Here is a 15,918-nt window from a genome sequence, read left to right as displayed (position 1 = left end):
CTCACATGCCAAACCGTTGCGCCCGCGCGGTGAAGAAGATGCCGCTGGGGTTGCCCGCCGGCAGCGTGGCGATGCGCGCGAGGCTGGCGGTGTCGTAGACCTCGACGCGGTTGTCGTCGCGGCAGGACAGCCACAGCGCCTCGCCCTTGGGCGTGAATTCCATATGCAGCACGCCGCGGCAGGGGCGCAGCGTGCGCACCACCTCGCGCGTGGCGGTGTCGATCACCTGTACGGTGTCGTTGTGGGGGAAGGCAAAGTTGACCCAGACCTGGCGCCCGTCGGGGCGCGCCATGACGAACACCGGCTGGCCGGCCAGCGCCACGCGCGCCGTCTGCTGCCAGCCGCGTGCGGGATCGGCCACCAGCACTTCGTGCCGCCCGATCGCCGGCAGCCACGCCAGGCCCTGCGCCATGGCCCAGCCGCGCAGGTGCGGCATCTTGTAGACCGGCATCGGCGTGCTGCCGCGGCCATAGCCGGACAGGATGCGTCGCGCCTGCGGCGGCGTCTGCCACAGGTCGACCAGGGCCAGGCCGTCTTCGCCGAACAGACCCGCCAGGTACCAGCGGCCATCGGGCGTGACCAGCCCGTCGTACGGCTCGCGGCCAGCGGGCAGGCGCGTCACCTGCGGATGGCGCGGGTCGGCCGCGTCGATGATCCAGATCTCGCCGGACTCGAACAGGCTCGCGGCAAAGCGCCGGCCGGGCAGGTCGGCCAGGCCCACCACCTTGGCGCGGCGCCCATCGTTGCCGATGGCCGGAAGGTCCGCCAGCGGCTCAAGTGTCTGTGCGTCGAACAAGCGGATGCCGCCCGGCGCGTAGTTCTGCGCGGCCACCACGCGACCGTCCTGCGAGATCGCGCCACCGATGCTGTTGCCGGCCTGCAGCATGCGGTGGGTAATGCGCGCGCTGAGCAGGTCCACGCGCGTGAGCCCGCCATCGCGGCCGAACACATAGGCGTAGCGCGCATCGCGCGAGAACACCACGCTGGCGTGCGACAGGTCGCCCAAACCGTCCACCGTGGCCAGCCGCGTCATGCCGGTGGTTTCGACGATCTGCAGCCGGCCGGCAGCGCGCTCCACCACCACGCCGAGATCGCCGGTGCCGCGCACGGTGGTGGCGCAGGCGGCCAGCAGCGTCGCAGCGAGCATTGCGCCGAGGGCCGCCGCAATGCCCCGGATCAGTTTGCCGGTGGCGCCACGGCCGGCGGGTTGCCGGCCTGGAGTCGATCGATCAGCCATTGGGCTTCATCCTGCGTCATGAAGGGTTGCCAGGGCGGCATCGCGGTGCCGGGCCGGCCGTAAAGCACGGTGGCGACGAGGCTCTCCCGCGGCTTGCCGGCCAGCGCCTCGCGCGTCAGCGGCGGACCCAGCCCGCCGCGTAGCGTCATGCCGTGGCAGGCACCGCAGTCATCGCGCAGCCAGTGCGCGAGCTGCGCCTTCCGCGTGGGCGCAGGCTGGGCGAACGCAGCGGGCGCGGCGCCCAGCATGGCCGCGGCCAGCGCCGCCAGCACGACATGCCGGCTCAGAGCGAAAGGATCCATTTGGCCAGCGTATTGGCCTCAGCGTCGCTGACCGCGTTGGCCGGCATCGGCACCGGGCCCCACTGGCCGTTGCTGCCCTTCATGATGGACTGGACCATATGCGCCTGGCCGTCCTTCCTGGCGGCGTACTTGCCCTTGATGTCCTTGAAGGCGGGTCCGATCATCTTCTTGTCGATACCGTGGCATGACAGGCAGGCCTTGCTGGACGCGAGCTGCTGGGTGGCGTGGGCAACACCGGGGATGGCAACGCCGAGCAACAGGGCGCAGCCGACGGCCGCCAGCAGGGAAGGCAAGGTTTGTTGTGTTCGCATGGTGTTCTCCGTTGTGGGAATGGCGTTTGGGCCTCGCACCGCAGAGGCGGTGCGAGGCCGCTGGCTTAATAGACGTCGTGCTGCGTGTTGTAGGCGTTGAACTTGCCGGTCGGCGTGACCAGGCGCTTGTCCTTGATCACGGTCTTGAGCGTGCGGGTCTTGTCATCGACCACCACCAGCGCGGATTCGCCGTCCTTGGTCCCCCAGATGGAGAACCAGACTTCGTCGCCGGCCTTGTTGTACTCGGCCTGCACCACGCGCTTGGCGCCCGCGCCCTTCAGCTCGGCCCAGTCGGCGATGGGCAGCACCTTGAAGCCGCCTTCCAGGTTGCGCGTATCAAACACCGCCACCGACTGGTTGAGCTTGGCGTCCGGGTTCAGCGGCGTATCCACCCACAGGTTGGACGACTTCGGGTGCGTCTTGATGAAGAGCGAACCGCCGCCCTGGCCCTTGAGGGTCTGCACCACCTGCCACGCCTGCGCCGGATGGCCGGCGGGGTCGGTGCCGATCAGGCTGATGGCTTCGTCGCCGAGGTGGCTGGTGGCCCAGACCGGGCCGAACTTCGGATGCGTGAAGTTGGCGCCGCGCCCCGGGTGCGGGGTTTTGCCTACTTCGATCAGCGCGGCCAGCTTGTCTTCCTTGGTATCGACCACTGCGATCTTGTCCGACGCATTGGCCGCGACCAGGAAGTAGCGGCCGGTGGAATCGAAGCCGCCGTCATGCAGGAACTTGGCCGAATCGATGGTGGTGGTCTTCAGGTTGGACAGGTCGGAGTAGTTGACCATCAGGATCTTGCCGGTCTCCTTGGCATTGATCACGAATTCCGGATGGAAATGGCTGGCCACGATCGAGGCCACGCGCGGCTCGGGATGGTACTCGTTGTCGACCGTCATGCCGCGGGTGGAGACGACCTTGAGCGGCTTGAGGGTGTCGCCTTCCATGATCACGTATTGCGGCGGCCAGTACGAGCCTGCTACCGCGTACTTGTCTTCATAGCCCTTGTACTTGGAGGTCTCGACCGAACGCGCTTCCATGCCGATCTTCACTTCGGCAACGATGTCAGGCTTGGGCAGCCACAGGTCGATCAGGTCCAGCCGCGCGTCGCGGCCGATCACATACAGGTAGCGCCCGGATGCGGACATGCGCGAGATATGCACGGCATAGCCGGTCTTGACGATATTGATGATCTGCTTGCTGTCGCCATCGATCAGCGCCACCTCGCCGGCATCGCGCAGCGTGACCGAGAAGAGGTTGTCCAGGTTGTACTGGTTCATCTTCTTCGTCGGGCGCTGGGCCACCGGCATGATGTCCTTGCGGCTTTTCTCGATATCGGCCAGCGAGAACTCGGGTGGTGTCGGGGGATCGAGCTGGATGTAGCGGGCCATCAAGTCGACCTCCTTATCGGAGAGGTCGCCGGAGGTGCCCCAGTTCGGCATGCCGGCGGGGCTGCCGTACTTGATGAAAATCTTCAGGTATTCAGTGCCGCGTGCGCGGGTGATGTCAGGCGTCAGCGGCTTCCCGGTGGCGCCTTTGCGCAGCACGCCGTGGCAGCCGGCGCAGCGCTCGAAGTAGATCTGCCTGGCGTGGTCGAATTCGGTGGCGGTGAGGGTGGGGATTGCTGCTTTCTGTTCGGCCTTGGGTGCGGCCGTTGACGCGGTGGTGGCTGCCTGTGGTAGTCCCAGACAGAGTGAGAGCGGTATTGCCGCGATTGCGGGGTACAGCCGGCTTTTTGCTTTCATGATGCTGTGGGTCAGCGGGTTGAGGAAAGCTAGGTCGCGGTGCTTGGGGTGTGTGTTGGGCACCTGGCGTCTGGGGTCATCATGGTGAAACACTGGCGGTGTGGGATTGACTGGGGTCAAACGGGGAGGCGGGTTGGAGGCCTGTGTTTGAGAGTGTTGATCGTGGGCAGGGGTGGTTATGGGGTGTGCCTGTGGCGTGCATCTGGTCTGATGCTCGACGGCTCTCGCGGCTGGTGACATGTTGTCGCTGTTTGAACCGCTCTGTTCCGCCCTCCTGGGCGGGTCACTTTTTGTCCGAGCGGCGTGTGTCAAGGTAGTTGTCGGTGTGCCAAGAAGGAAAGCGACAACATGTCACCAGCAACGCGGGGATGGCGGGGGTGTCAGGATTTTTGTGTGCAAGGCTAAAGGCCTGCCTGCCGGGCAGGCTGCCCGGCAGGCAGGCCTTTGATCCTATCTCAGCGATGGGGTTGTGTGAAGCGATCCTCGTAGAGGATCGCGAACTGGTTCATGGCCGCTTTCCAGTCGTGCGTGGCGCTGCCCCACTTGCAGGTGATGTTGCGCAAGGCTAGCCACAGCAGCTTGGTGGCCGCTTCATCGCTCGGGAAGTGTCCGCGGGTCTTGATGATCTTGCGCAGTTGCGCGTTGATGCTCTCGATGGCATTCGTGGTGTAGATGATCTTGCGGATGGCTGGCGGGAACGCAAAGAATGGAATCACGCGGTCCCACGCGCGGTGCCAGGAGGCTGCAATCGGCGGGTAGCGCTTGCCCCAGTCGCTTTGCTCGAAGGCCAATAGCGCCGCCTGTGCGGCCTCTACCGTGGCTGCTGTGTAGACAGGCTTGAGCGCGGCCGCCACCGCACGGCGGTCCTTCCAGCTCGCGTAGTCCAAGCTGCCGCGGATCAGATGCACGATGCATGTCTGCAGTGTTGTGCTCGGGAACACCGCGTTCAGGGCCTGCTCCATGCCCTTCAAGCGGTCGGTCACCGCGATCAGGATGTCTTGGGTGCCTCGCGTTTTCAGGTCGTTGAACACCTTCATCCAGAACTTCGCCCCTTCGGTGGTCTCGATCCAGAGGCCCAGGATGTCACGCGTGCCATCGGGCAGCACGCCCAGCGCCAGATAGACCGCCTTGCTGCGCACGACGCCATCCTCGCGCATCTTGACCCGCAGCGCGTCGAAGAACACCACTGGGTACATGACCTCTAACGGGCGGGCCTGCCAGGCGGTGACTTCCTCCATGACCGCATCCGTTACCGAGCTGATGAACGCAGGCGACACCTCGGTGCCGTACTGCTCGACCAGAAACGCCTGGATCTCGCGCACCGTCATGCCGCGGGCATACATGGCGATGATCTTGTCGTCAAAGCCAGTGAAACGCCGGTCGTGCTTGGGAATCAGGATGGGCGCGAAGCTGCCGTCGCGGTCGCGCGGGATCGCCAGGCGCAGCGGTCCCGTGTCGGTAAGCACCGTCTGGCGCTGGAGCCGTTGCGCTGGTTGGTGGCATTCTCGGGGCGCTCAGCACCCTCCGGGTAGCCCAGGTGATGGCCCAGCTCCGCGCCCATCGCCCGCTCGATCAGGGCCTTCTTGAACGCCATGGCGGCATCCTGCACCGCCTCAGCAGTCATCGGACCTTTGACGAGCTGATCAATTAGCTCCTTGGGGATGCTCGGAAGGTCCCGGGGTGTGGCTTTTGGTTTGCGTGGCATACATGCTCCTTCTCGACATGTTATGCCCTACACACAAAATCCCGTACAGGCCCGGGATGGCGGAACCGAGCGGTTCAACAGCGACAACATGTCACCAGCAACGCGGGGAGGGCGAAACCGAGCTGTTCAACAGCGACAACATGTCACCAGCAACGCGGGGAGCGCGGAACCGAACGGTTCAACAGCGACAACATGTCACCAGCAACGCGGGCGGTCGAGCGTCGGCCCCTTGATCCTTCATCGCGAGAATGAACGCCCCCACCTGCGCCACATCATCCAGCCGTAGGCATGGCAACATCGTATCCATCCGCGCATCAGTAGCCAACGCAACAATGGAAGGATCACCAGGATAGTAGGGCGCACGACCATGCGCCGGCCGATAGACCTCGATCCGCGGAATTGCCTCGCGCCGAAAGCCCTCTACCAGTGTGATATCAGCACCCCGCAGTCGCGCCACCTGCTCGGCCAGCGTCGGCTCAGCTTCATCCACCAGTTCGCGCACGATGGCATAGCGATACGGCGAAGCCACCATCACCTCCGCCGCGCCGGCGGCGCGAAAGCGTGCGCTGTCCTTGCCGGGCGGCTCCAGTTCCAGCGGGTGATGGCTGTGCTTGACCACGTTGACGGTCAGGCCGCGGGCACGAAACCAGGGCAGCAATGCAGTAATCAACGTGGTCTTGCCGCTGCCGGACGTGCCGGTGATGCCAAGGATAAAAGGACTCATGATGTCAGGATTCTGATTGGGCCGGCAGCGGGCATACCAGCGGCAGGAACGCGTCGGCGCGCTGTGAGTAGGCAAGCAGCGCACCGGCCTGCAAGTCGAAGTACCAGCCGTGCAGCGTCAGGTCGCCCGCACTGAGCGCGCGCCGCACGAACGGAAAGGTCTGCAGGTTGCGCAGCGATACCAGGATCGCCGCCTGCTCGCAGGCGCGCTGGCGCTGCGCCGGGCTGGCGTGCGCGAGCGTCTGTTCAACCTGCCGGCGCGCCGGCGCGGCGATGCGCACCCAGGCGCCGAGGTAGTCGGCTTCTTCATCTTCGTCGGGCGGATGATCGCCCGCGTCGCACGGCTGCGCCAGCAAGGCGCGGATGCCGCCGCAGCCGCCGTGGCCCATCACGATGATGCGTGCCACGCGCAATTGCTGTACGGCGAACTGGATCGCGGCGGAGACGCCGTGCAGGCTGCCTTCATGGCGGCCGGTGCAGGGCGGCACCAGGTTGCCGATATTGCGCACGGTGAAGAGCTCGCCCGGGTCGCAGCCGAGCAGCAGGGCCGGGTCGACCCGCGAATCGCAGCAGCCGATCAGCAGCGTCGGCGGCTGCTGGCCGGAGCGCAGGCTGTCGAACAGCCGCGGTTCGTCGTCGAAGTAGCGTTGCTGGAACCGCTCGAAGCCTTTGAGCAGATGTTCGATCTGATGCATGGCGGTTTCCGGTGGCGTTGGTAAGAGAACGGTGGCTACTGCACCAGCGGGCTGTCGGCACCTTCCAGTTCGATGCCTTCGATCCGCGCGCGGCCGATCAGCAAGCTCGCGTACTGCTTCCAGGCGCGGTCGCGCGCGGCGGCTGCGAGGGCGCGGGCGATATCGCCGCGCACCGCGTCGAAGGGCAGGCGCGTGCCGGGGCAGCGCTCGAGGATGCGCACGATATGCAGGCCGAACCGGGTTTCGACCAGTTGCGGCAGCACGCCGTCCTGCTGCGCCGCGAACAGCGCGCGCTCGAACTCCGGTGCAGTCTCGCCGCGGAATACGCGGCCCAGGCGGCCGCCGTTGGCGCCGCTGGGGCAGTTGGACAGCGCCCGGGCATGCTCGGCAAAGGTCGAGGGATCGCCGCGCACGAGCGCCAGGGTCTGCGCGGCGATCTCGCGCAGCGCGTCCAGCGGTACGCGCGGCGTGACCTGGAACAGGATATGGTCGGCTTCGACCCATTCGCCGTCGCGAAAGCGCTCGGGGCGGCTGTCGTAGTGGCGGCGGCAGCTGGCTTCGTCGGGCTCGGGGATGCCGGCCTCGCGTTCCAGCAGCGCCTGTGCCAGGGTGTCGTCGTCCAATCCTTCGGCGGCGAGGCCGATGCGGTCGGCTTCGGTGCGCACCAGTTGGCGCAGGATGGCCGAGATGGTGGCCAGCCGCGCCGGGTTGACCGCATCGTGATGGTGGTCCAGCTCGCATTCGATATCGGCGTCGCGCAGTTCCACGCCGTTGACGGTGACAGGCATGCTGTTCTCCTTGTCGGGTTGCGGCGCTCAGCGGCTACGCACGAGTTGCCAGGCACGGCCGAGGTAGCCGACCGAGGCGAAGCCGCTCCACACGTGCACCAGCCGCGTGAACGGGAAGATCGCGAACAGCGTGATGCCCATGAACAGGTGCGCCTTGAACAGCAGGGGCGCATCGGCGATATGGCTGGCCGCGTCGCCGCGCAGCGTGACGATGTGCTGCGCCCAGGTCATCAGCTGCACCATCATGTGGCCATCCATATGGCCGGCGGATTCGAAGATGGTGGACAGGCCCAGCAGCAGCGTCACCAGCAGCCACAGCAGCAGCACCTTGTCGCCGGTGCGGGTGACGGCCGATACGCGCGCATTGCTCAGGCGGCGGTGCAGCAGGATCAGCAGGCCGGCCAGGCACATGGTGCCCATCACGCCGCCGGCGGCCATTGCCACGCCCTGCTTGAATCCGTGCGAGACACCCAGCGCATCCCACACCGCCACCGGCGTCAGCAGGCCGACCAGGTGGCCGAAGAACAGGCCGAGGATGCCGAAGTGGAACAGGATGTTGCCCGTGCGCAGGTTGCCGCGATACAGCACCTGCGAGCTGTCGGTCTTCCACGTGTATTGCTCGCGCTCGAAGCGGGCCAGGCTGCCGAACAGGAAGATGGCGGCAGCGATGTACGGGTAGATGCCGTAGAGGAATTGGTGGAGCGTTGCCATGGTGTTAGCTCAGTAAGTTGCCTTTGCTGGCGCGGGGTGGATGGGGCTGTGGGCTTGCTTCGGCGTTTATGTCAGCCAACTGTGTTCCCTCTCCCCTCAGGGGAGAGGGGCGCAAACAGTCGGTTCGTGTAAGCATTTCAGCAAGCCGCTGGCACCGGCACCGGTGCCGTGCCTCGCGGATAGAAGCGCACCGCCTGCGGCCCGCCCTGCGGCGCCAGCAGCGGTTCCACGCCGTCGGCCCCCGGCCCGAAGGTCTCCAGGGCCTCGTCCATGTCGCGCACCGGCGGCTCCTGCTGCGGTTGCGGCTGCACGTCGGTCAGCGTGCGCAGCACCGCGAACACGCCGGCGTACGGGCTTTCATTGCGCGCCAGGCGGTCGCCGATCGCGGCCAGCACGTGGATCGCGTCGCCCAGCAAGTGCTCGGCGCGCGCTTCCTTGTCGTCGGCCACCAGCGCGCCGAGGAACTCCAGGAACAGCGGCACGTAGTCGGGCAGTTCCGACGCGGCAGGTTCAAAGCCGTCGCGCCGGTACTCTTCGATCAGGTCGACCATGGCCTGGCCACGGTCGCGGCTTTCGCCGTGCACGTGCTCGAACAGGTGCAGCGAGTGCGCCGGGTTGCGGTCGAAGGTGGCGACGTAGTTTTCCTGCAGCGCGATCAGCGACTCGCTGCGCAGCAGGCCGGTCACGGGGGCCAGCAGCTCGCGCGCCTGCGGCCATTCGGCCAGCGCGGCGTCGATCTCGGGCAGGGCGTCCAGCAGTTCCTGCTCGGGATAGCCGAGCAGGGCGCTGAGGATGGGATAGAGGGGCATGTTCTACTCCGGGCGATTCGTGGATGCGGGCACGCGCTCAGCTCATCACGGCTTTTTTGCGCGACTTGGGCATGTCGACAAAGTGGACGCTGCCTTGCGGCTTCTTGCCGAACAGCGAGCCGTCCGAGGTGCCGCCCGAGCAGCCGTTGCCGAAGGTGAAGCCGCAGCTGGCCTTGTCGTTGAAGCTGTCCTCGACCATCTCCTTGTGCGAGGACGGGATCACGAAGCGATCCTCGTAGTTGGCGATGGCCATGGTCTGGTACATGTCCTCGACCTGCGCGGGCGTCAGGCCCACCTGCTCCAGCACGGCCAGGTCCTGCACGCCGTCGACCACCTGCGAGCGCTTGTAGGCGCGCATGGCCAGCATGCGGTCCAGCGCGGACAGCACCGGCATCACCTCCCCGGCGGTCAGCAGGTTGGCCAGGTACTTGACCGGGATGCGCAGGCTCTTCACGTCAGGGATCACGCCGTTCATGCCCATGTGGCCGGCCTCGGCCGCGGACTGGATCGGCGACAGCGGCGGGACGTACCAGACCATCGGCAGGGTGCGGTACTCCGGGTGCAGCGGGAAGGCGATCTTCCACTCGCATGCCATCTTGTAAACCGGCGACTTGCGCGCGGCGTCCAGCCAAGTTTGCGGGATGCCCTGGCGCAGCGCCTCGGCCTGCACCGCCGGGTCGTGCGGATCGAGGAAGACGTCGAGCTGCGACTGGTACAGGTCGCGCTCATCGGCCACCGATGCCGCCTGCTCGATGCGGTCGGCGTCGTACAGCATCACGCCGAGGTAGCGGATGCGGCCGACGCAGGTCTCGGAGCAGACCGTGGGCTGGCCGGCCTCGATGCGCGGATAGCAGAACAGGCATTTCTCGGCCTTGCCGCTCTGCCAGTTGAAGTAGATCTTCTTGTAGGGGCAGCCCGAGATGCACATGCGCCAGCCGCGGCACTTGTCCTGGTCGACCAGCACGATGCCGTCGTCTTCGCGCTTGTAGATTGAGCCCGACGGGCACGAGGCCACGCAGGCCGGGTTCAGGCAGTGCTCGCACAGGCGCGGCAGGTACATCATGAAGGTGTTCTCGAAGGTCGAGTACATCTCCTTCTGCACGTCGTCGAAGAGCTTGTCGCGGCCGCGCGAGCTGAACTCGCCGCCGAGATCGTCTTCCCAGTTCGGGCCCCACTCGATCTTCTCCATCTTGCGGCCGGTCAGGACGGACACCGGGCGCGCGGTGGGCGGGGTCTGCACCAGCGGCGCCTTCTGCAGGTGCTCGTAGTCGTAGGTGAAGGGCTCGTAGTACTCGTCGATCTGCGGCAGGTTGGGGTTGGCGAACAGGTTCGCCAGAATCTTCAGCTTGCCGCCCTGGCGCGGCTCCAGCGTGCCGTCGGCGTTGCGCTTCCAGCCGCCCTGCCACTTGTCCTGGTTCTCCCATTCCTTGGGGTAGCCGATGCCGGGCTTGGTCTCGACGTTGTTGAACCAGGCGTACTCGACGCCGTCGCGGCTGGTCCAGACGTTCTTGCAGGTCACAGAGCAGGTATGGCAGCCGATGCACTTGTCGAGGTTCAGCACCATGGCTACCTGGGCGCGGATCTTCATTGCGTTGCTCCTTCCTTGTTCGATTCCACCAGCGGGCCTTCCAGCCAGTCGACCTTCTTCATCTTGCGCAGGATCACGAACTCGTCGCGGTTGCTGCCCACGGTGCCGTAGTAGTTGAAGCCGTAGGCCAACTGCGCGTAGCCGCCGATCATGTGGGTGGGCTTGGTCACGGCGCGCGTGACCGAGTTATGGATGCCGCCGCGCATGCCGCTCATCTCGGCGCCGGGCACGTTCACGATCTTTTCCTGGGCGTGGTACATCAGGCACATGCCTTTGGGCACGCGCTGCGACACCACTACGCGCGCCGTCAGCGTGCCGTTGACGTTGAACACCTCGACCCAGTCGTTGTCGCGGATGCCGTTGGCCTTGGCCTCGACCTCCGAGATCCACACGTGCGGGCCGCCGCGCGACAGCGTCAGCATGCGCAGGTTGTCCGAGTAGGTGGAGTGGATGCCCCACTTCTGGTGTGGCGTGATCCAGTTCAGCACCAGCTCCGGGTTGCCGTTGGGCTTCTTGCCCAGCATCGGCGCCACGGTCTTGGTGTCGATGGCCGGCTTGTACACGCACGCGCCTTCGCCAAAGTCCAGCATCCAGCGGTGGTCCTGCCAGAACTGCTGGCGGCCGGTCAGGGTGCGCCAGGGGATCAGCTCATGCACGTTGGTGTAGCCGGCGTTGTAGCTGACCTCTTCCGATTCCAGGCCCGACCAGGTCGGCGCGGAGATGATCTTGCGCGGCTGCGCCTGCACGTCGCGGAAGCGGATCTTGTCGTGCTCGCGGCCCTCGGCCAGGTGGGTGTGGTCGCGGCCGGTGATCTTCGACAGCGCTTCCCATGCCTTGACGGCGACATGGCCGTTGGTCTCGGGCGCGAAGGTCAGGATCATCTCGGCGGCGTCGATCGCGCTTTCCAGCCGCGGGCGGCCCTGGCTGACGCCGGGCTCCTTCACGGTATGGCTGAGCTGGCCGATCTCCTTGACTTCATGCTGCGTGTTCCAGTTGATGCCCTTGCCGCCGTTGCCGAGCTTGTCCAGCAGCGGCCCGATCGAGGTGAACTTCTTGTAGATGTCCGCGTAGTTGCGCTCCACCACGGTCATCGACGGCGCGGTCTTGCCGGGGATCAGGTCGCACTCGCCGGCCTTCCAGTCCTTCGGCTCGAACGGCTGGCCGAGCTCGCCCGGGGTGTCGTGCAGCAGCGGCGTGCAAACCAGGTCCTTGCGCGTGCCGAGGTAGGGCCCGGCGATCTCGCTGAATTTCTTGGCGATGGCCTTGTAGATCTCCCAGTCGGTCTTGCTTTCCCACAGAGGCTGCACCGCTTCGGACAGGGGGTGGATAAAGGGGTGCATGTCGGACGTATTGAGGTCGTCCTTCTCGTACCAGGTGGCGGTGGGCAGCACGATGTCGCCGTACAGGCAGGTGGTGCTCATGCGGAAATCCAGCACGGTCAGCAGGTCCAGCTTGCCTTCGGCGGCCGGGCGCACGTTGACTTCGCTCGGCTTGATCGCATCATCCTCGTCGCCGAACACGGCGTTCTGCGTGCCCAGCAGGTACTTCAGGAAGTACTCATGCCCCTTGCCCGAGCTGCCCAGGATGTTGGAGCGCCACACGAACATATTGCGCGGGAAGTTGGCCGGGTTGTCGGGATCGTCGCAGGCGAACTGCAGCTTGCCGGACTTCAGTTGCTCGACCGTGTAGGCGACCGGGTCCTGCCCGGCGCGCTCGGCCGCATCGACCACGTCGAGCGGGTTGGTGCCGAGCTGCGGCGCCGACGGCAGCCAGCCCATGCGTTCCGAGCGCGCGTTCAGGTCCAGCAGCGAAAGGCCGTCGTAGCGCTTGCGGTCGGCGGTCGGCGACAGGATCTCGTCGACGCCCAGCTTCTCGTGGCGCCACTGGCTGGTATGGTTGTAGAAGAACGAAGTGCCGTTCATCTGGCGCGGTGGGCGCGACCAGTCCAGGCCGAAGGCCAGCGGGGCCCAGCCGAACTGCGGGCGCAGCTTCTCCTGGCCGACGTAGTGGGCCCAGCCGCCGCCGCTCTTGCCGATGCAGCCGCACATCATCAGCAGGTTGATGATGCCGCGGTAGATCATGTCGTTGTGGTACCAGTGGTTGAGCGCGGCACCGACGATGACCATGCTCTTGCCCTGCGTGCGGTCGGCGTTGTCAGCGAATTCGCGCGCTACCTGCGTCACCAGCCGGGCCGGGACGGAGGTGTGCTTTTCCTGCCAGGCGGGGGTGTAGGGCACGTCATCGTCGTACGAAGCGGCAACGTTCGGGCCGCCGAGTCCCTGATCCACGCCGTAGTTGGCCATCTGCAGGTCGTACACGGTGGCCACCAGCGCGGTGCTGCCGTCAGCCAGCGTCAGCCGGCGGGCCGGCACGCGGCGGCGCAGGAGTTCGTCGTGTTCGCCGCCGAAATAGGGGAAGCCCACTTCTACCACCTCGTCTTCCTTGCCGAGCAGCGACAGGCGCGGCTCGACCGCGCGGCCGCTGCCGCCGTCCTTCATCTCCAGGTTCCAGCGACCGACCTTCTCGCCGCCGTTGTGTGCGCCTTCGCCCCAACGGAAGCCGATCGAGCCATTGGGCGCGACGATCTCGCCGGTGGCGTCGTCGACCAGCAGGGTCTTCCACTCGGGATGGTTGGCTTCGCCGAGGTTATCGGCCAGGTGCGAGGCGCGCAGGAAGTGGTCGGGCACCAGCGTGCCCTGGTTGTCACGCAGCAGCACCAGCATTGGCATGTCGGTGTACTGCTTCACGTAGTCGCGGAAGTAGGCGGACCTGCCGCTGGCGTGGAATTCCTTCAGCACCACGTGGCCCATGGCCATCGCCAGCGCGGCGTCGGTGCCTTGCTTCGGCGCCAGCCAGATGTCGCCGAACTTGACCATCTCGCCGAAGTCGGACGACACCGCCACGGTCTTGGTGCCCTTGTAGCGGACCTCGGTGTAGAAGTGCGCGTCGGGCGTGCGGGTCTGCGGCACGTTCGAGCCCCACACCATCAGGTAGGTGGAGTTGTACCAGTCGGCCGATTCCGGCACGTCGGTCTGTTCGCCCCAGACCTGCGGGCTGGCCGGCGGCAGGTCGCAGTACCAGTCGTAGAAGGACAGGCAGGCGCCGCCCAGCAGGCTCAGGTAGCGCGCGCCCGCGGCATACGACACCATCGACATGGCCGGGATCGGCGAGAAGCCGATCACGCGGTCCGGGCCGAACTTCTTCACGGTAAAGGCATTGGCCGCGGCGATGATCTCGGTGGCCGTGTTCCAGTCGGCGCGCACAAAGCCGCCCTGGCCGCGCACGCTCTTGTAGCGCGCGGCCTTCTTCGGATCCTGGCTGATCGATTCCCAGGCGGCGATCGCGTCCATGGTCTTGCGGGCCTCGCGCCACATCTCCATCAGCCGGCCGCGGATCATCGGGTACTTGACGCGTTGCGCGGAGTAGACGTACCAGCTGTACGAGGCGCCGCGCGGGCAGCCGCGCGGCTCATGGTTGGGCAGGTCCGGACGCGTGCGCGGATAGTCGGTCTGCTGGGTTTCCCACGTGATCAGGCCGTTCTTCACGTAGACCTTCCAGGAGCAGGAGCCGGTGCAGTTCACGCCGTGGGTCGAGCGCACGATCTTGTCGTGCTGCCAGCGGCTGCGATAGCCGTCTTCCCACTTGCGGTCTTCGTTCACCACCGCGCCGTGGCCGTCCGCATAGGTGGACTTGACGCGCGACATGAACTTCAGTCGATCCAGGAAATGACTCATTGCTTTGTTCTCCGCGAGTGCTTTTCTGCGGGCGCTCCGGCTGTTGCGGGAGCGCTTGCAGGGACACCCTCAGCTTATGGGGGAGGAGGGCGGCAGCCAATTCGCTGGTGGAACAGCCGCCGCATGGCGATCGGGCTAGGTGCCGCGCGCGGGACTAGTTCGACAGAACTAGTCCGGCCGGCAAGACGGTCAGCAGGGCATGGGGGCGTTGCGGCGCGCGTAGTGCCACCACGTCACCAGCATGCAGCTGACATAGAAGGCGATAAAGCAGTACAGCGCGGCATCCGGTGCGCCGGTCAGCTCCAGCGAGGTGCCGAAGCTCTTGGGGATGAAGAAGCCGCCGTACGCGCCGATCGCGCCGGAGAAGCCCAGCACCGCCGCGGATTCCTTGCCGGCCTCCTGCAGCGCCTGCCGCTGCGCGGCATCGCCCTTGCCTGCGGCAGCGCGCTGGCGCTCCGTCAGGAAGATCACCGGGATCATGCGGAAGGTCGAGCCATTGCCGATGCCGGTCAGCGCGAACAACGCGATAAAGGCGGCCAGGAAAAAGGTGAAGTTGCCGCCGGCGCCGTCATGCGGCAGCGCCGCCAGCACCGCGAACACTGCCGCGATCATGCCGACGAAGGTCCACAGCGTGACGCGCGCACCGCCGAGCTTGTCGGAGATCCAGCCACCTACCGGCCGCGTCAGCGCACCCACCAGCGGCCCCAGGAAGGCATAGGCGGTCGGGTTCACGCCCGGGAACTGCGACTTGGTCAGTAGCGCCAGCCCCGCCGAGAAGCCGATGAACGAGCCAAAGGTGCCCACGTACAGCCAGCACATCAGCCAGTTGTGCTTGCGCTTGAAGATCACGGCCTGCTCGGCAAACGATGCCTTCGCATCCGCGATGTCATGCATGCCGAACCACGCCGCCAGCGCCGAGACGATGATGAACGGCACCCAGATAAAGCCGGCGTTCTGCAGCCACAGGTCTTGCGTGGCGCCGTTGGCCTGGTACTGCTGGGGCTCGCCGCCGAGCGCGCCGAACACCGCCACGGACACCACCAGCGGCGTGACGAACTGCACCACCGACACGCCCAGGTTGCCAATGCCAGCATTCAGGCCCGTGGCCAGCCCCTTCTTCGCCTTGGGGAAGAAGAAGCTGATATTGGCCATCGACGAACTGAAGTTGGCCCCGCCCAGCCCGCACAGCAGCGCCAGCACCAGCAGCGTCGGATAGCCGCTGGACGGGTCGTGCAGCGCGAAGCCCATGCCCAGCGCCGGGATCAGCAGCAGCGCGGTGGAGATCGCGGTGAAGCGGCGCCCGCCGAAGACCGGCACCAGGAAGGAATAGAAGATGCGCAGCGTGGCGCCGGACAGCGCCGGCAGCGCGGTCAGCCAGAACAGCTGGTTCTTGGTGAACTGGAAGCCGGCGCGGTCGAGGTTGACCGCCACCACGCTCCACAGCATCCAGACCACGAAGGCCAGCATCAGCGCCGGGATCGAGATCCACAGGTTGCGGTAGGCGATGCGTTCGCCCTGGCTTTGCCAGAAGGCCTTGTTCTCTGGCTCCCAGCGGGTGAGTACGGAAGATGACATG

Annotated in this window: 12 protein-coding genes and 1 pseudogene; all 13 read right to left on the bottom strand. The window is 66.2% G+C overall.

Annotation, left to right across the window (positions count from 1 at the left end; genetic code table 11):
- Position 1 precedes the first annotated feature (1 nt).
- Positions 2–1,237 (bottom strand): cytochrome D1 domain-containing protein, encoded by a 1,236-nt coding sequence (locus ABNX08_RS30725; protein WP_022539563.1) that lies wholly within the window; start codon positions 1,235–1,237, stop codon positions 2–4.
- The gene (locus tag ABNX08_RS30720; RefSeq protein WP_022539562.1) at positions 1,177–1,539 is read right to left on the bottom strand and encodes a cytochrome c; all 363 of its coding nucleotides are present in this window, start codon (positions 1,537–1,539) and stop codon (positions 1,177–1,179) included. The genes ABNX08_RS30725 and ABNX08_RS30720 overlap by 61 nt, the downstream gene beginning before the upstream one ends.
- The gene (locus tag ABNX08_RS30715) at positions 1,521–1,850 is read right to left on the bottom strand and encodes a c-type cytochrome (protein ID WP_022539561.1); all 330 of its coding nucleotides are present in this window, start codon (positions 1,848–1,850) and stop codon (positions 1,521–1,523) included. The genes ABNX08_RS30720 and ABNX08_RS30715 overlap by 19 nt, the downstream gene beginning before the upstream one ends.
- 65 nt (positions 1,851–1,915) lie before the next feature.
- Positions 1,916–3,589 (bottom strand): nitrite reductase, encoded by a 1,674-nt coding sequence (locus ABNX08_RS30710; RefSeq protein WP_041682217.1) that lies wholly within the window; start codon positions 3,587–3,589, stop codon positions 1,916–1,918.
- Positions 3,590–4,044: 455 nt separating this feature from the next.
- Positions 4,045–5,294: pseudogene (locus ABNX08_RS30705) on the bottom strand (IS256 family transposase).
- Positions 5,295–5,472: 178 nt separating this feature from the next.
- Positions 5,473–6,018: a molybdopterin-guanine dinucleotide biosynthesis protein B gene (gene mobB, locus ABNX08_RS30700; RefSeq protein ID WP_022539559.1), complete on the bottom strand. Its 546-nt coding sequence runs from the start codon at positions 6,016–6,018 to the stop codon at positions 5,473–5,475.
- Between the two features lie 4 nt (positions 6,019–6,022).
- On the bottom strand, positions 6,023–6,712 hold the full coding sequence (locus ABNX08_RS30695) for a carbonic anhydrase (protein ID WP_022539558.1): 690 nt from the start codon (positions 6,710–6,712) through the stop codon (positions 6,023–6,025).
- Between the two features lie 35 nt (positions 6,713–6,747).
- Entirely contained in the window at positions 6,748–7,500 is a 753-nt protein-coding gene (locus ABNX08_RS30690; protein ID WP_022539557.1) for a peptidylprolyl isomerase, read from the bottom strand.
- A gap of 27 nt (positions 7,501–7,527) precedes the next feature.
- The gene (narI, locus tag ABNX08_RS30685) at positions 7,528–8,211 is read right to left on the bottom strand and encodes a respiratory nitrate reductase subunit gamma (RefSeq protein ID WP_022539556.1); all 684 of its coding nucleotides are present in this window, start codon (positions 8,209–8,211) and stop codon (positions 7,528–7,530) included.
- A 137-nt stretch (positions 8,212–8,348) separates the two neighbouring features.
- Positions 8,349–9,020, bottom strand: coding sequence for a nitrate reductase molybdenum cofactor assembly chaperone (gene narJ, locus ABNX08_RS30680; protein WP_022539555.1), 672 nt, complete (start codon positions 9,018–9,020; stop codon positions 8,349–8,351).
- A gap of 37 nt (positions 9,021–9,057) precedes the next feature.
- On the bottom strand, positions 9,058–10,608 hold the full coding sequence (gene narH / locus ABNX08_RS30675; RefSeq protein ID WP_022539554.1) for a nitrate reductase subunit beta: 1,551 nt from the start codon (positions 10,606–10,608) through the stop codon (positions 9,058–9,060).
- Positions 10,605–14,342 (bottom strand): nitrate reductase subunit alpha, encoded by a 3,738-nt coding sequence (locus ABNX08_RS30670; RefSeq protein ID WP_022539553.1) that lies wholly within the window; start codon positions 14,340–14,342, stop codon positions 10,605–10,607. The genes narH and ABNX08_RS30670 overlap by 4 nt, the downstream gene beginning before the upstream one ends.
- A 189-nt stretch (positions 14,343–14,531) precedes the next feature.
- The gene (locus tag ABNX08_RS30665) at positions 14,532–15,917 is read right to left on the bottom strand and encodes a NarK family nitrate/nitrite MFS transporter (protein WP_022539552.1); all 1,386 of its coding nucleotides are present in this window, start codon (positions 15,915–15,917) and stop codon (positions 14,532–14,534) included.
- Between the last annotated feature and the right edge of the window lies 1 nt (position 15,918).

The organism is Cupriavidus sp. DF5525 (assembly GCF_040149425.2).
GTDB lineage: Bacteria > Pseudomonadota > Gammaproteobacteria > Burkholderiales > Burkholderiaceae > Cupriavidus > Cupriavidus pickettii_A.
The sequence above is the reverse complement of the archived record's forward strand: the minus strand, read 5'-3'. Positions and strand labels throughout refer to the sequence as shown.